A 17,687-nucleotide genomic window follows, 5' to 3' on the forward strand; every position below is an offset into this window, starting at 1 on the left:
AACTATTAAAAATGTTGGGTTTCGTTACCTCAACCCAACCTACTTACTAATTAACCCTATTTACTGATAAGATAGTTGGTTGAGGAATTAATAGAATTGGGTAAATCAGAAAAAAATGCTCTCAAAAGTAATCTAAAAATTCTCTTAATTCGCCTGCTTAAATTAAAGATTCAGCATGATAGCTTTATCAATGAGATAAAAAGTTTATTATTTTAAATCATCACTTACAGGAAGACCAGGATAAAAACTATTACTCATAACATCTTCCCATAAATATAAACACTGTTCTGGAAAAGTTGCAAAAGGAAGATTTGTTTCTCCTGCTGCTAAATCTCTCCCATTTTGATAAGCTGCTGTAATTGCTTCTACAACATAAGACTGTAAACTAGGATTATCATTGAGTAACTTTAAAATATCCCGTCTTTGAATTCTAATAGTTGCTAACCAACTCCGACTGCGTTTATTTGGTTGATATTCCCACTTTAATAAATTACCAAGTAAAATCCCCAAACGATTTCTCAATTCTTGACGTTCTCTTCTCCCCAAAGATAAAATCTCCTCAACCAAATTTACAACATCAAGCTGATTCCATTGTTGATGAAGCAACAGATCAACCTGTTGTTGAGTCCAAGCATAAAAATCACTTTCATAGAGATTTTCACTTTCTTGTAACCGTGATTCTTCAATGTGAGGTGTTTGCATAATCAAATCCTGCTAATTTGTATGCTTTTATTATATCTTTCCTTCCTTTGCGTCTCTGCGTGAGAAAATCATTTATTCTCCATCTCAGCATAAGCTGCATAAACACCCTTGACGTTATACCAATTCAAAAAAATCCGCGCGATTTCCAACGCCAACTGCGGCTTACCCAAATTAATCAACCACTGCAAAAAAGGAGCCATTGTTTTTTCATTCAACAACCCATTTAAAGATAAAATTCCCCACAACAAACGATGAAACCAAGTCATTTGAATCATCATTTTTACTTCCCAGGTAGGATGTTTTTGATAAAACAAAACACCCATCCTTCCCCGTTGAATTTCTTGGTCTATTAACTTGGGAATTTGTTGTAAACTAAATGCCGGATGCCAATGATAACCAACAGCTTCAGGACATTTAATTAATTGCAAACCTAAATTTTTTAATCTCACACCTAACTCCAAATCTTCCCAACCATAAAGTTGAAAACCAGTATCAAATAAACCCGCTTTTTCTAACCAATATTTAGGAATAGCGACATTACCTGTTGCAAAAAAAGCCGCAGAAAAATCTGTGATTTTATAAGGTTCAGAAGTAGGATTTTCAAAATTACAGGTGTTAATTACCGCACCGTAGGTAAAAAAGCTGTCGCTCCCTAATTTCTCTTTTCCCTGTAACAAAGCATCTGTATGAGCTTGCAAGAAATTAGACAAAACTACTAAATCACTATCAATAAAAATAATTGTGTCTCCTAGTGCTTGTTCTACTCCCAAATTTCGCGCCGCAGCAGGGCCAGCATGATCTTGTTCAAAACAACGTACATGAGGAAACTCATCTTGATGTTCTGCTAACCAGTTCAAAGTTCCATCAGTAGAACCATCATCGACCAAAACCACCTCATAACCTTGGACAAGGTGATCATCTCTCAATTGCTGTGACTCCAAAGCACGCAGGCATTTTTGCAAAATCGGTAGACGATTATAAGTTGGAATTACAACACTAAAAAACACAGTTTCACCCAAAATGCAATTATTTATATTCTTAGAATATGACAAATATCACAAGGTCACGGTTTCTTGATTTGGAATTGAGAAATTTTAATTAGATCCCTGTTGCATCATGAAAATATATACTGTGTAGTCAGATATAATAATGACTCATTGTTTGTTTTCCCAACTGGAGAAACTGATGGGTCGCGCCAAAAAGGTTGTCTTAGCATATTCTGGTGGAGTTGATACTTCTGTTTGCATACCCTACTTGAAAAAAGAGTGGGGAGTTGAAGAGGTAATTACCCTAGCAGCAGATTTAGGTCAGGGAGATGAATTAGAACCAGTGCGAGAAAAAGCTCTCAAATCTGGTGCGAGTGAATCCCTAGTAGCGGATGTCAAAGAAAGTTTTGTGACAGAGTACGCATTTCCCGCCATTCAAGCCAATGCTTTGTATGAAAATCGCTATCCTCTAGGAACAGCCCTAGCTAGACCGTTAATTGCTAAGATTCTGGTAGAAACAGCAGAGAAATATGGTGCTGATGCGATCGCTCACGGTTGCACAGGTAAAGGTAACGACCAAGTACGTTTTGATGTTTCCTGTACAGCCCTCAATCCCAATCTGAAAATTCTCGCCCCAGCTAGAGAATGGGGAATGAGTCGAGAACAAACCATAGCTTACGGTGAGCAATTTGGTATTCCTGCACCCGTGAAAAAATCCTCTCCCTTCAGTATAGATAAAAACTTGCTTGGTCGCAGTATTGAAGCTGGTACGTTGGAAGATCCAGCAAACGAGCCACCAGAAGAAATCTATGAAATGACCAAAGCCATAGCAGATACTCCTGACGAACCAGAATATCTAGAAATTGGCTTCCAAAAAGGTATTCCTACGACCATCAACGGTACATCCAAAAACCCTGTTGAATTAATTGAACAACTCAATCAAATCATAGGAAATCATGGTATTGGGCGGATTGACATGATTGAAAACCGCCTAGTAGGTATCAAATCACGGGAAATCTACGAATCACCTGCAATGGTAGTTCTCATCAATGCCCACCGTGATTTAGAAAGCCTGACCTTAACAGCAGATGTTACCCAATACAAGCGGGGTATTGAAGAAACTTACACCAAAATAGTATACAACGGACTTTGGTACAGTCCTCTCAAAGCTGCAATAGATGCATTTATTCAACAGACACAAGAAAAAGTTTCTGGTGTTGTGCGCTTAAAACTGTTCAAAGGTAACGCCACCATAGTTGGTCGCTGGAGTGATAATTCCCTTTACACTCCTGATTTAGCCACCTACGGAGCAGAAGATCAATTCGATCACAAAGCCGCAGAAGGCTTTATCTACGTCTGGGGTCTACCTACCCGCATTTGGGCGCAGAGTAACAAGTGATAGGGTGATGGGGTGATGGGGTGAGAATAATGAAATTCCAGTCCCCAACCCCAATCACCTAATCCCCAGTTTGATGCTTAACTTGGCGGGATTCCCACCAAATAGGCACAACAATCACAGCCACTAGAATAAGTAACGCTAAAATAGCAAATTGACTTACCCAAGCAACTAATTGTTCTAGCGAAACAATTCTGCCAGCAAAGAAAGCCAACGTCACCATGACACCAGCCCAGGCAGTTGCCCCTGCTAAGTTATATACCAAAAATTTCCCGAAGGGCATTTCAGCTATACCAGCAAGTGGCGATGCAAAAATCCTCAGTAAGGCGAAAAAGCGACCAAAAAATACAGCTTTAGCAGCATTTTCACTAAATTGATCTTTAATACTTAATAGTCGTGCTTCAGATATGCGGAATATCTTTCCAACTTGTAGTAGGAAAGGCCAACCACCAACCCTACCAATCCAATAACCGCAATTACCGCCAATTACAGCACCTGTAACAGCGTCACCCAGAACAAGCCAGTAATTAAGTTCATCACTACCAGCTAAGAAACCACCTACTAGAGTCACGGTTTCACCGGGAAGAGGAATGCCCAAATTCTCTAGCAAAATTCCCAAAAAAATTGCCCAATAACCGTAAGATTGAGCAAATTCTTGGATGTTTTCTAGTGAAATTAGCTCAAAAGACATCCAGCACCGCCGACTTTACAAATTTTTACCTTTAGTATATCTTGGCTTGTTTATGGTGAGAGTGTCAATCAAAATGCGACAAAAAATCATTTGTTGTCTTTTTGATCTGCACTACTCAGATTTTCTTATATAAAAGTTATAAAAATATATAAAAGTTATAAAAATTTCAGAATAGTTAAATTCGCTACTGAAATACTGAAGCATTAATGCTTATACTGGAGCTATCTATCAAAAATTATACGTTGTCATTTCTGTATCAGATCGTATCAACTATAATTACATCAAGTCCCGAAGAATCGGGTGAAAACAGTAATTACACTGTTAAAACTTAATTAGTAGTGATGTAGTATCCCTTCTTTTAAGGTTTCAATTGCCCAGTTCAACTACCCAGTTAAATTCATGACTCTTACACAAGAACGCCAGGTTATTTTGTTCAAACCACAAGCAAGTATAGACTTAGAAGTTGGTACTGCCTTGAGCAAAGAGATGGCTGGAGTAACCCCTCTGCCTAACCAGCTTTGGGTTATTGATCTAGCAGAAGTTGATTTTATGGATAGTTCTGGTTTAGTTCCTCTTGTCCAAGCACTAAAAACGGTACGTCAAATAGGTTGTCGTTTAGTTCTTTGCAATGTTCATGCTCCTGTAAGATTAATTTTGGAACTTACTCATCTAGATTCAGTGTTTGAGATAGTTAACAATTACGAAGATATATTTTCTAGCCTCAATGAGCAAAGTCTGGTAAAAGCAGGCTAAAGCTCGATTTTGCTCAGAACAAATTAGCCAGGTTAAACAACATCTTTGATTTTTTTACCTTGTTAGAAAATTACCCAATATGATTACCGTTTAAATTCTGGATCTAGGAGGCTAAATCTCTATTTAACCTAAGAAATCTCTAGTAACACAAGGCGGAATTCAAAATTCACAATGACTATAATTTCAGGTTTTCAACAGTTTTAAATGGGTGGTTTATTCACGCCGTGCTGTACTAGCTTAAATAGAGGTTTAGCAACTAGGTTGTAAAAATTTAAGCAGCAACATTCAAAATTAAAACAATTAAAAATTGTTTGCGTCAGGGATGCAAAAGATCATTTCAACACTCTTGTTCCCTGTCGTAAATTTAGGCATTTTGAGGAGCAGATATAGTGTTTTGTCCGGATATAGAACTAGAAAAATTGGGTAAATCTATACCACTATGACTCGCGTGTCGTGTTTTTAGTGCTAACCGATAACTGACACTTTGTAATTCTGCTTGTAGTTGTCGATTTTCTCTCTGTAGCATTGCTACTTTATCTCTCACTGGAGTCATCCTTTCCTCAAATTTCCGACGATAAATTTGCGGTAATTCTTGGACTACTTGCTCCAACATCCGACTACGATCAGTGAGTTCTTGAACTGATTGTCGCAATTGGTGAATTTCCGAGTCACGAGATGTAATTTGCTCTTGATAGAAAGTTACTTGCTGTTCGACAGCTTGAAGTTGTTCTCTCAAAGCTTCTAATTGACTCAAATCGCACTCGGTTTCAGACCGTTGAGGGATAAAACTGGTATTTCCTTTTACCAGACGGAACAGTTCTTGAGATAACTGTTGCACTAATTGGTCTCTAAGTTGCAACTCTTGACGCAACTGCGATACTTCAGTTGATAGAGCTTGGATATTGGGGGTGTCAGATTGGCTCACAGTGGCTTACATCTCTTAAGTATGATTGCGATAATAGTCTGTAAAATAAATTCATGATTTATGCTGTCCTGTTTTCTCCTATACATGATAAGTTAGGGGAAAAACACTTACTGCACTATTTTATGAAAAACATACCGCAATTACGAGAAATTGACAACTGTTCAAATATGCGAATTTATCTAAAATTACTGTTAATTGGCGTTTGAAGTCTCAAATATTACTGTATAGCAAGCAATATGTCTGTGATAGAAAAAATATTGGTAGGCTTTTAGTGAGGAATTCTTCAGGAATTCCCCACTTAGCAATTTTTAGGCTGTTACAGCTTCTTTGGCAGTTTTCTCTTCACGCACTACTTGCTTAGTTGTCATGTAGCGAATTACTTCTTCACTCAGCCTCATGGCACGTTCTACAGGTGCGATCGCAGTTGCTGGGGCTGTATAGTTAAATTGGATGTAGATGCCGTCACGATGCCGATTGATTTCATAAGCAAGACGACGTTTACCGCGATTTTGAATTTCGATATTCTGAGCGCCTTGTTCAGTTAATAAGTTTTGATATTTAGCTACGGCTTGCTCTACTTGCTCATCTCCCAAGTCAGGGCGGAGAATGTACATTGTTTCGTAAACGGTCGTCATATATTTCTAGTCACCTTATGGACAAAAAGGCTGCTGATGCTACTGTATACAGGTATTATCTAAACACTGCTGGTACAAATTAACATCTGAAGCAACAAGGAATACTATATTAACACAATTAACAGCAAGATAAACTTTGATGGTAGTTTTCATCCCTGGAGTTTTGGAGTTAAAGGTCTTGAACTCTCGCCTCTAACGTAGTACCCAAGGTACTTGGTCTGGTCTGATTAGGGCTTTTCCCGCCTACACCTTTAGGCTTGGGGTTTATGACGGAATTTTTAGCATTTATCCTATAATCTTACCAGTTTTCAATTTAAATCATTAAGCCAAATCAACCGAAATTTGGGTCTTTTAAGGATATTCATCAAGGTTATGGCGCAACGCTACGTGCGAGTTAAGAGTCAAGAAGGCAAAATTTACTATGGGTTGCTGCAACCATCATTTAACGTGGAAGTTCTAGATGCTCCACCTTGGTTGGATGGTCAGCCCAGTGATTTTATTTTGGAACCAGACAAATACCAAATTCTGGCTCCTTGTTCTCCTTCTAAAATTGTGGCGGTAGGCAAGAATTATGCCGACCATGCAGCAGAGATGGGAAGTTCTGTACCTGCTGAACCATTGATATTCTTCAAACCGCCTACATCTGTAATTGCTTCGGAAAGAGAAATTAAGTATCCTCCGCAGTCGCAAAGAGTAGACTATGAAGGCGAGTTAGCATTAGTAATAGGCGATCGCACCTGTGACTGTACACCAGAAGAAGCCCAAACCAAAATTTGGGGTTACACCATAGCCAATGATGTCACAGCCAGGGATTTACAAAAAAAAGATGCCCAATGGACACGAGCTAAAGGTTTTGATACATTCTGTCCTTTAGGTCCTTGGATTGTCCGAGAATTAAATCCAGGAGCTAGATTACAGACCTTTTTGAATGACGATCCCCATCCAGTCCAATCAGCTTGTATTGATCAGATGGTTTTCTCCCCAGATTTTCTAGTGTCTTATATTAGTCAAGTGATGACACTATTACCTGGGGATGTGGTGCTAACAGGTACACCATTTGGGGTGGGTTCATTAAATGTAGGCGATCGCGTTCGAGTAGAAATAGAAGGTATTGGTCGCCTAGAAAATAGTGTGATAACCCGTTAACCTCTAACGCACTTGCATATAAACAGCATCAGAAATTGCTGGAATTTCCGCATAGCGTCCCATCAGAGACTGAAACACAGAATAAAAAACAGATGCCACAATACCTAAAAATATAGTATTGGCCAAAGTTTCTATGGCAAACCCAGTCCCAGGAATCGGAGTTAAAATTCGCAGTAAAATGGAACACAAAAATATCACAATATCTAAAAGTATGGCCTGCATCGTGTTAAAACGAATGAAATGACTGATTTTTTCGTTTCTCACCACCAAGATAAACATGGCAAAAAACACAATTATTTGGCCAATTTGCCCTAGACCAGCGTAAATTATTAGCACTGGTTGTAGTGGTAAAAGCAGTATTGCCAATACAGGAAACTGTTTAAGCAAAGAGCTACTAAACATCAGACTGTCAATTAAAGGTAGCAAATACGGCAAACAAGCGAAAATTCGGTCAGGAACAGTTGTCGATCCGCGCCAAGACATAGTAAATTCTCCTATGGCTAAATTTCAATAGCTATTTGACCATAGGATAACGCAATTGCTTGATATTGCTGGATAATTAGATTATTTTATATGGGCAATCCGAAAACCCATCACACACTCATACTGTTCTGACCGCTGTTCAGCAAATTTGCGAATAGCTTGACCACAGCGCAGTTGCCCCCCATCCCAACGCGGCTGTCCGCTGTTACTAGCCAACACACAAGATTGGCAAACCTGCTCAGGGGCAAAGATTTGATCATCCATTAACATGACTAGCATCCAAATACCTCCTGTAAATCCTCATTTCTACCCACATTTGATCCCAGGGAGGATAGGGAGCAACGCAAAAAGTGAGGTCATCGTCCAACCAGTAGGGAGAGCAGGGGGAGAAAAGAATATAGTTTTCTTATTAAAAGTGAAGCGTGAGGCTTCTGCCCGTTCCAGCTAAACTTTGGTAATTAGCGGTAGACAAGAAATCCACCTCCATTGATCTTTTTAGCATCAAGCTAGAAACGTAGCCAATAGCAAATTTTTGCTAAATGCACCTTGATTCATTGTATATTATATTTTTTAGATATTGATTTTTGTTAGTCAAAATTAATACTTAGATTTTCATAGTTGGTTATTTACTGTCCATTATTACTAGTTTTCGTGCAATAATTTACGGTTCGCGTCGGAGACAACAAAAAATCGAGTGTATTAGTTAGATGCCTGGAGTCAGAATGGGATTAGTAGAAATACACATAATTAAAAATAGTCACAAGTGGTTTAAACAGATAGATAAAATGACATTTTTATCCAACAATTTCTTTAACAGAGTTACCTATTTGTGTCGTCAAGCATTCACAAACAACTTGCTGATACGTCAACCACCCATCACTTCCCTTCGGGTAAGTGAGGGCTTGTAAAAGCCTAGTTGACCAGACTCAGTTCTTGACCGAACTACGTTAGAGGTAAGAGTTAAGGACCTACCAGGGAATGCGTAGCTAGTTCCCTGCTCTAGAACTTAAAAGTTAAACAGGCTTAAGGGTTAAACCAGTGCTTTTAAGATAGTTACCGACCTCTAACATTGTCAAAGCTAACATTACCCGCAAGGAGGGACAATATGTCCAAAGTATTTGTTTTAGATACCAACTTCATACCGTTAAATCCAATTCATTCTGCACAAGCCAGACAACTATTAAGAAACAAAAAAGCAGCAATATTTAGACAGTTTCCGTTCACAATTATTCTCAAAGAATCGCGTCCTGACTCCCCAGTATCGTCGCTGAGATTAAAGATTGATCCTGGTGCAAAATTCACGGGAATGGCATTAGTTAACGATTCAACTGGTGAGGTTGTATTTGCTGCTGAATTAAAACATAGAGGCTTCGCAATTAGAGATGCTTTAACTTCTAGAAGACAATTAAGACGTTCTAGACGTGCAAGAAAAACTCGTTACAGACAACCAAGGTTCTTGAATAGAACACGTCCAGAGGGATGGTTAGCACCGAGCTTACAAAGTCGAATTGAGAATATCAAAACTTGGGTGAAAAAGTTGCGCCAATTTGCACCAATTGGGGCGATTAGTCAAGAATTAGTAAGGTTTGATATGCAGTTAATGGTTAATCCTGATCTTCAAGGTAGGGAATATCAACAAGGAACTTTAGCTGGTTACGAAACTAGAGAATACTTACTAGAAAAGTGGGATAGACAATGTGCCTACTGTGGAGTGAAAGACGTTCCTTTTCAAGTAGAGCATATTCATCCACGAGCCAAAGGTGGTAGTGATTCAATTACAAATCTCACTTTAAGTTGCGAGAAATGTAATACCAAGAAGGGAACAAAAGATATCAAAGATTTCCTCAAAAAAGACCCATCAAGGTTAGAAAAAATCCTGAAGCAAGCCAAAAGACCATTAGCTGATGCGGCCTCCGTCAACACAACTCGATTGGCATTACTAAAAGTTTTAAAAGCGACTGGATTACCTGTAGAAACTGGTTCAGGAGGGCTAACAAAATTCAATAGAAGTCAACAGAAACTAGAGAAAACGCACTGGATTGATGCAGCTTGTGTTGGTCAATTAACTCCAATTCTCAATATCAAAGGTGTTAAACCATTGTTAATTACAGCTAACGGTCACGGCACTAGACAATCTTGCAGAACTGACAAATACGGTTTTCCTTCTAGATATGTCCCCAGGTTCAAATTTGTTAATGGTTTTCAAACCGGAGACATTGTTAAAGCTGTTGTCACAAAAGGTACAAAGATTGGGGCATATATCGGACGAGTAGCGGTGAGGACTAGCGGTAGTTTCAATATCTCAACAGTGTCTGGACTGATTCAAGGTATCTCTTACAAATACTGTAAATCAATTCACAAAAAGGACGGTTACGAATATGGAAAATAACAGATTTGTTAATTGCTCAACTGTCTCTCTCATTGTTTGTGCTGGCGCACAAAATTACTCAAGGGGCGTTTCACAATTAACCCTCCATTCCTCCCATCACCAAACTGAGTACAGTTTTGGTGGGGGTCTCCTGGAGGTTTAGATGAAAATATTGATTAGCTTGGTATTGAATAATCAAGTCAAGACTCAAGAAAATTAAAAAACAGTTATAACACAGTTAATACTGTACTGAAAAAATCTCAGACTTTACCAATTTCCACAAGGATACATAACGTGAATAAGAACAACTCAGACCTACTTAAATCCGTCGATCCTGCTGTTAGTGAGTTAATTAACCAAGAACTACAGCGTCAACGTGACCACTTAGAGTTAATTGCCAGTGAAAACTTCACCTCGGCTGCTGTATTAGCGGCTCAAGGTTCTGTGTTAACTAATAAGTATGCAGAAGGCTTACCAGGTAAACGCTATTATGGCGGTTGTGAATTTGTTGATAAAATTGAGCAAATAGCAATTGACAGAGCTAAACAGTTATTCGGTGCTGCTCATGCCAACGTTCAACCCCATTCTGGCGCACAAGCTAACTTTGCTGTGTTTCTAACTTTGTTAGAGCCAGGGGACACAATTATGGGCATGGACTTGTCACACGGCGGACACCTGACTCATGGTTCACCAGTCAATGTTTCCGGTAAGTGGTTTAAAGTACGTCACTATGGTGTGAGTAAAGAAACAGAACAACTTGACTATGACCAAATCCGTGATTTAGCCCTAAAAGAGCGTCCTAAGCTATTAATTTGTGGTTATTCGGCTTATCCCCGAATTATAGACTTTGAAAAATTCCGCAGCATTGCTGATGAAATAGGTGCTTACCTGCTTGCAGATATTGCTCATGTTGCTGGCTTAGTGGCTACAGGACATCATCCCAACCCTCTTCCTTATTGTGATGTAGTGACAACAACAACCCACAAAACTTTACGGGGTCCCAGAGGAGGTTTGATTTTAACCCGTGATGCAGAATTAGGTAAAAAGCTGGATAAATCAGTTTTCCCTGGCACTCAAGGCGGACCATTAGAACACGTTATTGCTGGTAAAGCAGTAGCTTTTGGTGAAGCTCTCAAGCCAGAGTTTACAACCTATTCTGGTCAAGTAATAGAAAATGCTCGCGCTTTAGCTAACCAACTACAAAATAGAGGGTTAAAGCTAGTATCAGATGGAACAGATAATCATTTAATGTTAGTAGATTTACGTTCTATCGGCATGACTGGTAAGAAAGCTGATCAGCTAGTTAGCGGTGTGAATATTACTGCTAATAAAAATACTGTCCCCTTTGATCCAGAATCACCATTTGTTACCAGTGGACTGAGACTAGGATCACCGGCAATGACAACAAGAGGTTTAGGTGCAACAGAATTTAGAGAAATTGGTGATATTATTAGCGATCGCTTGCTTGACCCAGATTCAGATACAGTAGCCAAGGATTGTAAGCAAAGAGTAGCATCATTGTGCGATCGCTTCCCCTTATATCCTCATTTAGAAATTCCCCAGCCAGTTCTAGCCTAAGCGATTTGAGAATTTAGATTTGGGATTTGCAATTACTATCTCAAATCTCAAATCTAAGACCTTGGTCTAAAATATTCTGATACTGATAGATGTCCCAAATGCAGTACATATAGATAGAATTGCTCTCACACAAATTTGCTCATAACAACTACATATTAAAAAATACCAATGCCTGCTCAGATTTATCATCTGATTGCCTTCCTTATCGCCGCCATAGTCGTTCTCTGGACTATACCCGATGTCAAAAAAATTGGTATCAAAAGCGGACATTTAGATAAACCAGGAGGCAGAAAAATTCATCAACGTCCGATGGTACGCCTGGGAGGAGTTTCAATCTTTGCCGGTACATTCATATCCCTCTTAATTGTCTGGTGGTTGGGGGGGTTCGCAAATCTTCCACCGGACAAAGAATGGCAAATTGGGGGTGTCATACTAGGTGGTTTAGGCTTTTTTCTCATTGGTTTAACAGACGATTTATTAAACCTATCCCCCTTAGTACGCCTGTTGATACAAGTCATTGTGGCAGCTGGTGCATGGAAAGCAGGAGTCAGCATAGATTTTGTTACCATTCCCACAATTGGCATAGTTAATTTACACTGGTTGAGCTTACCAATTACAGTAATTTGGCTAGTAGGAATGGTAAATGCTATCAACTGGATTGATGGTTTAGACGGACTAGCCGCTGGAGTAACTGGAATTGCAGCTGTAGTCATGCTCTTCGTATCCTTATTTATGCATCAACCAGCAGCCGCCTTAATTGCAGCCGCCTTAGCTGGTGCAGCATTAGGATTTCTTCGCTATAACTTCAACCCTGCCGAAATATTTATGGGTGATGGTGGATCTTATTTTATGGGATTCACCTTAGCCGCTGTCGGTGTAATTGGGTTAGTGAAAGTTCCCGCTTTTACCGCTGTCATATTGCCATATTTGATTTTGGCAGTACCAATTGTTGATATGTCAGCTGTCATTTTAGCCCGACTGCGCCGGGGTAAATTACCTTGGGTAGCTGATGGACACAGCCATCTACATCACCGACTTTTAAGAGTAGGTTTGTCCCATAGATTAACAGTATTGTTTATTTATTCTTTAACTCTGTGGGTAGGTAGTTTAGCATTAGCTATTGCTGGCATTCCCAGCGGTATGACTTACGCCTGTGCTTCTACCTCTTTGTTAAGTTTTGCCATTTGGCGAGTTTGGAAACTGTCTCGACAATCCTAATTGTGGTCATTAGTCATTAACCAGGAAAATTACTTCCTCATCACCCCCAGCCCCCAACCCCATGAGTGCAGAAATTATTTGTGTTGGTACTGAATTGCTACTAGGAGATATCCTGAACAGCAATGCCCAATTTATTGCCCAGCAGTTAGCACAACTAGGAATTCCGCACTACTATCAAACAGTAGTTGGAGATAATCCCGAACGAATTAAGCAAGTTATCGAAATTGCTGCTTCCAGAGTGCAAATTCTCATTTTCACAGGTGGTCTTGGCCCTACACCCGATGACCTCACCTGTGAAACCATTGCTGATTTTTTTGGTGTTCCTTTGGTTGAAAACGCCGAAATTATTGAAGATATAACTGACAAATTCACCCAACGCGGTCGGGTAATGTCTCCTAGTAACCGTAAACAAGCATTAATTCCCCAAGGTGCAGAAATTTTACCTAACCCTACAGGAACAGCACCAGGTATTATTTGGCAACCCCGACCTGGATTAACAATTTTTACCTTCCCTGGTGTTCCTAGCGAAATGCACCGAATGTGGTCAGAAACAGCAGTACCTTTTCTGAAAAGTCAAGGTTGGGGCAAAGAAATTATTTACAGCCGGAGTTTAAAATTTTGGGGTATTGGTGAATCTGTTTTGGCAGAAAAAGTATCTGCTTATCTGAATTTACCGAACCCAACAGTAGCCCCTTATGCAGGTAACGGAGAAGTCAGGCTGCGAATATCTGCTAAAGCATCTGACTCCACAGCCTCAGCTGATTTAATTGCACCAATTGAAAAACAACTTCGGGAAATAGGTGGATTAGATTATTACGGTGCTGATGATGATACTTTAGCTTCTGTTGTTTGTGAATTATTGCGGTCATCAGGTGAAACTTTATCAGTAGCAGAATCTTGTACTGGTGGTGGACTGGGGCAAATGTTGACAGACATTTCTGGTAGTTCTGATTACTTTTTGGGTGGAGTAATTTCTTATGACAATTCGGTAAAAGTTGGTTTATTAGGAGTTAACCCAGAAGATTTAGATAACTTTGGGGCAGTAAGTGCTACTGTCGCAGAACAAATGGCTGTGGGTGTAAAAGCTCGTCTCTCAACCACTTGGGGATTAAGTATTACGGGAATTGCTGGTCCTTCTGGGGGAAATGTGGCAAAACCAGTGGGGTTAGTATATATTGGTTTAGCTGGCTCAGGAGATGAAGTAAAAAGTTATGAGTACAGATTTGGGGCAATGCGGCATCGGTCTTTTATTCGTTATCTGAGTGCCTGTCAGGCTTTAGATAATTTGCGGCGTAGTTTATTGAAGCGTTAGGACAGAGTTAGTGATAATTCCAGTCTATAACAGTACAGTAGAAGCTAATTTGACCTGGTTCTCTGGATGATTAGTAGTATAATTGCTAATTGTTAGATATTAAAATATGATGATGTCAAAAAAATGATCAGGAAACTTTTCCAGATAGTTTGATTCTGATATACATATAGAACAAGTTTATCAAAATTTGATGAAGATTGTCTCTAGTGTATTTTCTTACTCACGATAATTTTTTATCATGCTTTTTTATCTACTTTACTCAACTAAATGCCTGAAAACTTTATTTTCTCTGCATCCTCTCTCAGTAGCTATGCAAATAGATATATTATTGAGAGCAGTGATATTCCTTAGTCCTTTTTAGAGAATCAGTTTTCCCCGAACAGGTATTTACCCTGTGGTCAGTTACAATAACAGCGTTTGATAACAGGTGATCTAAAATTAACCAAAGAACAACTAGCGATTGAGGAAGAATATTTCCTGGTTAATTGTTGTCAATCTTACCTACCTGTAAGCATAAAAATTTTCTACAGGAAACTACACTCATGGCATTCTGGCCGAAAAAGTCAACAACTTCTAATCCTACAGCATCGCCAACTCAGGAATTTGAAGATAATACTGACGTATTAAAAACAGGCACCAAACCAATTAGTGACAGCAAACAAATTTATAAGGAGAAAAAATTCACAGCATCGCGTTTATCTGCCATAAACTTATCTGATGCTGCTAAAAATAATGAAAACTCCGTTACCAAATCATTTAAGGTATCCATAATAACGGAATTTTTTCCGCCAGACTACGCGGCTACTGGACAGTTGATTGAAGAACTGGTGAAACAGTTAGAGCAACAAGGGGTAAATATTGAGGTATTTACAGGGCAACCAGGGTATGCTTTTTCGACCGCGAATGCACCGTCAGTTGAGGAAGAAGGTGCTATTCGTATTCGGCGATCGCGCTCTACCCAAGTTTGGTCGGGAAGGATTCGTGGCAAAGCAGTAAATGGTGTCCTATTTACACTGCGTGCTTTTCTTCATATTATCAGAAATTTCCGTCGGCACAATGTGTTTCTAGTAACATCTGCGCCACCTTTTTTACCAATCGCCGGATATCTAGCACACCTGTGTTTGAAAATTTCTTACGTTTGCTTGATCTATGATCTTTATCCCGATATTGCGATCGCTTTGGAAGTAATCAAAAGAAATCATTGGCTAGCAGGGTTTTGGCGGCAACTGAACCGAATGATTTGGCGTAAATCCAAAGGGATTGTGGTTCTCAGTCCTGATATGAAAAAGAGAGTCATAGCAATCTGTCCAGAAGTAGCAGATAAAGTATCTGTGATTCATAGTTGGGGAGATCCTGACTTAATTGTACCCATTGACAAAGAAAAGAATTGGTTTGCCCAAGAACATAATTTAGTCAATAAATTCACTGTCCTCTATTCTGGTAATATGGGCAGGTGTCACGACATGGATACCATTCTGGAAACTGCCAAGCAACTACGAAACGAACCTATTCAGTTTGTTTGCATTGGTAGTGGAGCAAAACGAAAAAGTTTCATAGAGGCAGTAAATAAATCAGGACTAACCAATTTTTTATTTCTGCCGTATCAAGACAAACAGGTACTCCCTTACTCCCTGACAGCTTGCGACCTCTCCTTAGTCAGTGTAGAGAATGGCATGGAAAGTCTTGTTGCTCCCAGCAAGCTTTACCCAGCATTAGCGGCTGGAAGACCAATAGCAGCGATTTGTTCAAAATATTCTTATTTGCGACAACTCATTGCTGAAGGCAACTGTGGGCTGTGTGTAGAGAATGGAGATAGTCTTGCTCTAGCTGAATTTATTCGTTTGCTGAGTAGTGATCGTCAACTAGCAGAACTTATGGGCAAAGCATCACGGCATTATTTGCAGTCAAATTTTACGCCGCAAATCATAGCCAAAGAATATTTCCGGGTTTTAGAAAAATCAAATTTGTAGTTTATTAGTTGCACTATGCCAATGCTCACAGATGTGCTAATATATCCAACTAATTCACAAAACTTAGTTTTTCCAATTTAATAACTCAACTTTATAAATTAGGAGCAGGGCTTTGATGGTCTTGTTGATCTCAGTCCCTCCAACGTAACCTTCTTGTGATATTTTTATATCAAACTTATAGGGAGGCCAAAGTGCAGAGAAGGTGTGACCGAAATCGGAATCGTTCCAAACGGCGAGCTATTTATTGTCCAGTACATTCTTGCTACATGGACAGTATGAGTCAAAAATACAGCTTATTTGCTGAACGTGCAGGACAATTACAAGAGAGAGGCATAAAACGAAAAGCAGCCCTGATTTTAGTAGCAGCCAAAACCACAGTTCCTTTAGAGGGAGAGTGGTTAGAAGCATTTTGGTGTGAACATTGCCAGGCAACCAAATGGTATCACGTCCGTAAACGTGAATCTGTATATCACTTATCATTAGCACCAGCAGAACTTTGGCAACAAGCAACAGGAGTTATTAATCCCCATAGAAATCCCTCTGTAGGAGAGTTTACCTTCAGGCAATCACAGATTACTGGTGGTAACAGCATAAAAGATTTTTGGGTGATTAACTAAAGATGATGATAATTTACACCATTGTATTGAGCTTGGCAGCAAGAAAATTTCTGATATGAAAGACACAATTTCCCAGCCAGAATTAATAATTGAAGCCGGAAGAAGCGAAGGACAATACTGGAAAGACCTCTGGCGCTATCGGGAATTATTTTATTTCCTGGCATGGCGAGATATTTTAGTTCGATACAAGCAAACAAGCATTGGTATCGCTTGGGCTTTAATTCGTCCTTTTTTAACAATGGTGGTGTTTACAGTCGTGTTTGGGCGATTAGCAAAATTGCCATCTCAGGGTGTGCCTTATCCCATCCTTGTTTTTTCTGCAATGTTACCTTGGCAGTTTTTCGCCAATTCTCTCTCAGAATGCAGCACCAGTCTGACTACCAATTCTAACCTAATTTCCAAAGTCTATTTTCCCAGATTAGTAGTACCTACAAGTGCCGTAGTAGTGAGCTTTGTAGACTTCATGATTTCGGGAATGATTTTATTAGCATTAATGGCATGGTACAACTTTGTACCCAGTTGGAGAATTTTGACCCTACCTTTATTCATTAGTATAGCCTTTGCTGCTTCAATGGGAGCAGGATTATGGTTTGCTTCATTGAATGTTCAATATCGGGATTTCCGTTATATAGTACCTTTTATTGTGCAGTTTGGTCTGTACATATCACCAGTAGGATTTAGTAGCAGCCTTGTTCCTGAACAGTGGCGGTTTATATACTCCTTAAACCCAATGGTAGGAGTAATTGATGGTTTTCGTTGGGCAATTTTAGGTGGTGAATCAAATTTATACTTACCAGGTTTTATCCTGTCTTTGCTCCTCGTATTGTCACTATTTTTTAGTGGGATTTGGTATTTTCGCAAGATGGAAAGGAAATTTGCAGACGTGATTTAGATACACTTACTTTCA

18 protein-coding genes are annotated in these 17,687 nt (G+C 39.4%); 11 read left to right on the plus strand and 7 right to left on the minus strand.

The window, feature by feature from the left end; genetic code table 11:
• Nucleotides 1–75 precede the first annotated feature (75 nt).
• A complete protein-coding gene (locus tag ACLLO5_RS14495) occupies nt 76–216 on the plus strand; it encodes a DUF29 family protein (protein ID WP_413171219.1) in 141 nt (46 codons plus the stop codon).
• Here ACLLO5_RS14495 and ACLLO5_RS14500 read toward each other — a convergent pair.
• Both ACLLO5_RS14500 and ACLLO5_RS14505 read right to left on the minus strand, forming a co-directional pair.
• Nucleotides 208–702, minus strand: a complete 495-nt coding sequence (locus tag ACLLO5_RS14500) for a DUF29 domain-containing protein (RefSeq protein WP_413171220.1) — start codon at nt 700–702, stop codon at nt 208–210. The genes ACLLO5_RS14495 and ACLLO5_RS14500 overlap by 9 nt on opposite strands.
• A gap of 68 nt (nt 703–770) precedes the next feature.
• Nucleotides 771–1,709 carry a glycosyltransferase family 2 protein gene (locus ACLLO5_RS14505; protein ID WP_413171221.1) on the minus strand — a complete coding sequence of 313 codons (939 nt, stop codon included), beginning with the start codon at nt 1,707–1,709 and terminating at the stop codon, nt 771–773.
• A 178-nt stretch (nt 1,710–1,887) separates the two neighbouring features.
• Between ACLLO5_RS14505 and ACLLO5_RS14510 the strand changes: the two genes are divergently transcribed.
• On the plus strand, nt 1,888–3,087 hold the full coding sequence (locus ACLLO5_RS14510; protein WP_413171222.1) for an argininosuccinate synthase: 1,200 nt from the start codon (nt 1,888–1,890) through the stop codon (nt 3,085–3,087).
• 58 nt (nt 3,088–3,145) lie between these two features.
• Here the strand turns inward: ACLLO5_RS14510 and ACLLO5_RS14515 are convergent, their stop codons facing one another.
• Complete coding sequence (locus ACLLO5_RS14515) at nt 3,146–3,775, minus strand: DedA family protein (protein WP_413171223.1); 630 nt, start codon at nt 3,773–3,775, stop codon at nt 3,146–3,148.
• A 399-nt stretch (nt 3,776–4,174) separates the two neighbouring features.
• Here ACLLO5_RS14515 and ACLLO5_RS14520 point away from each other — a divergent pair, with 399 nt between their 5' ends.
• Complete coding sequence (locus ACLLO5_RS14520) at nt 4,175–4,528, plus strand: STAS domain-containing protein (RefSeq protein ID WP_413171224.1); 354 nt, start codon at nt 4,175–4,177, stop codon at nt 4,526–4,528.
• Nucleotides 4,529–4,892: 364 nt separating this feature from the next.
• Here ACLLO5_RS14520 and ACLLO5_RS14525 read toward each other — a convergent pair whose 3' ends face one another.
• A complete protein-coding gene (locus tag ACLLO5_RS14525) occupies nt 4,893–5,453 on the minus strand; it encodes an Npun_F5560 family protein (protein ID WP_413171225.1) in 561 nt (186 codons plus the stop codon).
• Nucleotides 5,454–5,761: 308 nt separating this feature from the next.
• Nucleotides 5,762–6,088, minus strand: a complete 327-nt coding sequence (gene rpsF, locus ACLLO5_RS14530) for a 30S ribosomal protein S6 (protein WP_413171226.1) — start codon at nt 6,086–6,088, stop codon at nt 5,762–5,764.
• A gap of 372 nt (nt 6,089–6,460) precedes the next feature.
• On the opposite strand from rpsF, the gene ACLLO5_RS14535 reads away from it, so the two are divergent.
• Complete coding sequence (locus ACLLO5_RS14535; RefSeq protein WP_413171227.1) at nt 6,461–7,234, plus strand: fumarylacetoacetate hydrolase family protein; 774 nt, start codon at nt 6,461–6,463, stop codon at nt 7,232–7,234.
• Nucleotides 7,235–7,237: 3 nt separating this feature from the next.
• Here ACLLO5_RS14535 and ACLLO5_RS14540 read toward each other — a convergent pair whose 3' ends face one another.
• Entirely contained in the window at nt 7,238–7,717 is a 480-nt protein-coding gene (locus ACLLO5_RS14540) for a Tic20 family protein (protein ID WP_413171228.1), read from the minus strand.
• A gap of 81 nt (nt 7,718–7,798) precedes the next feature.
• Nucleotides 7,799–7,996: a hypothetical protein gene (locus ACLLO5_RS14545; protein ID WP_413171229.1), complete on the minus strand. Its 198-nt coding sequence runs from the start codon at nt 7,994–7,996 to the stop codon at nt 7,799–7,801.
• A gap of 826 nt (nt 7,997–8,822) precedes the next feature.
• On the opposite strand from ACLLO5_RS14545, the gene iscB reads away from it, so the two are divergent.
• The 7 genes from iscB to ACLLO5_RS14580 all read left to right on the plus strand — a co-directional run bounded on the left by iscB (nt 8,823) and on the right by ACLLO5_RS14580 (nt 17,672).
• On the plus strand, nt 8,823–10,106 hold the full coding sequence (iscB, locus tag ACLLO5_RS14550; protein ID WP_413171230.1) for an RNA-guided endonuclease IscB: 1,284 nt from the start codon (nt 8,823–8,825) through the stop codon (nt 10,104–10,106).
• A 273-nt stretch (nt 10,107–10,379) separates the two neighbouring features.
• On the plus strand, nt 10,380–11,663 hold the full coding sequence (glyA, locus tag ACLLO5_RS14555) for a serine hydroxymethyltransferase (RefSeq protein ID WP_413171231.1): 1,284 nt from the start codon (nt 10,380–10,382) through the stop codon (nt 11,661–11,663).
• 168 nt (nt 11,664–11,831) lie between these two features.
• On the plus strand, nt 11,832–12,881 hold the full coding sequence (locus ACLLO5_RS14560; protein WP_413171232.1) for a glycosyltransferase family 4 protein: 1,050 nt from the start codon (nt 11,832–11,834) through the stop codon (nt 12,879–12,881).
• 61 nt (nt 12,882–12,942) lie between these two features.
• A complete protein-coding gene (locus ACLLO5_RS14565) occupies nt 12,943–14,193 on the plus strand; it encodes a competence/damage-inducible protein A (protein ID WP_413171233.1) in 1,251 nt (416 codons plus the stop codon).
• A gap of 542 nt (nt 14,194–14,735) precedes the next feature.
• A complete protein-coding gene (locus tag ACLLO5_RS14570; RefSeq protein WP_413171234.1) occupies nt 14,736–16,163 on the plus strand; it encodes a glycosyltransferase family 4 protein in 1,428 nt (475 codons plus the stop codon).
• 191 nt (nt 16,164–16,354) lie between these two features.
• Complete coding sequence (locus tag ACLLO5_RS14575) at nt 16,355–16,780, plus strand: hypothetical protein (protein ID WP_413171235.1); 426 nt, start codon at nt 16,355–16,357, stop codon at nt 16,778–16,780.
• 55 nt (nt 16,781–16,835) lie between these two features.
• Nucleotides 16,836–17,672 (plus strand): ABC transporter permease, encoded by an 837-nt coding sequence (locus ACLLO5_RS14580; RefSeq protein ID WP_413171236.1) that lies wholly within the window; start codon nt 16,836–16,838, stop codon nt 17,670–17,672.
• Nucleotides 17,673–17,687: the final 15 nt, after the last annotated feature.

Origin of the sequence: Anabaena azotica SJ-1, from assembly GCF_047275885.1 — a bacterium.
GTDB lineage: Bacteria > Cyanobacteriota > Cyanobacteriia > Cyanobacteriales > Nostocaceae > Trichormus_B > Trichormus_B azotica_A.

Coding starts and splice junctions, on each gene's coding strand:
- ACLLO5_RS14500 (WP_413171220.1), bottom strand. CDS start 702: ATGCAAACACCTCACATTGAAGAATCACGGTTACAAGAAAGTGAAAAT.
- ACLLO5_RS14510 (WP_413171222.1), top strand. CDS start 1,888: ATGGGTCGCGCCAAAAAGGTTGTCTTAGCATATTCTGGTGGAGTTGAT.
- ACLLO5_RS14515 (WP_413171223.1), bottom strand. CDS start 3,775: ATGTCTTTTGAGCTAATTTCACTAGAAAACATCCAAGAATTTGCTCAA.
- ACLLO5_RS14520 (WP_413171224.1), top strand. CDS start 4,175: ATGACTCTTACACAAGAACGCCAGGTTATTTTGTTCAAACCACAAGCA.
- rpsF (WP_413171226.1), bottom strand. CDS start 6,088: ATGACGACCGTTTACGAAACAATGTACATTCTCCGCCCTGACTTGGGA.
- ACLLO5_RS14535 (WP_413171227.1), top strand. CDS start 6,461: ATGGCGCAACGCTACGTGCGAGTTAAGAGTCAAGAAGGCAAAATTTAC.
- ACLLO5_RS14540 (WP_413171228.1), bottom strand. CDS start 7,717: ATGTCTTGGCGCGGATCGACAACTGTTCCTGACCGAATTTTCGCTTGT.
- ACLLO5_RS14545 (WP_413171229.1), bottom strand. CDS start 7,996: ATGCTAGTCATGTTAATGGATGATCAAATCTTTGCCCCTGAGCAGGTT.
- iscB (WP_413171230.1), top strand. CDS start 8,823: ATGTCCAAAGTATTTGTTTTAGATACCAACTTCATACCGTTAAATCCA.
- ACLLO5_RS14560 (WP_413171232.1), top strand. CDS start 11,832: ATGCCTGCTCAGATTTATCATCTGATTGCCTTCCTTATCGCCGCCATA.
- ACLLO5_RS14565 (WP_413171233.1), top strand. CDS start 12,943: ATGAGTGCAGAAATTATTTGTGTTGGTACTGAATTGCTACTAGGAGAT.
- ACLLO5_RS14570 (WP_413171234.1), top strand. CDS start 14,736: ATGGCATTCTGGCCGAAAAAGTCAACAACTTCTAATCCTACAGCATCG.
- ACLLO5_RS14580 (WP_413171236.1), top strand. CDS start 16,836: ATGAAAGACACAATTTCCCAGCCAGAATTAATAATTGAAGCCGGAAGA.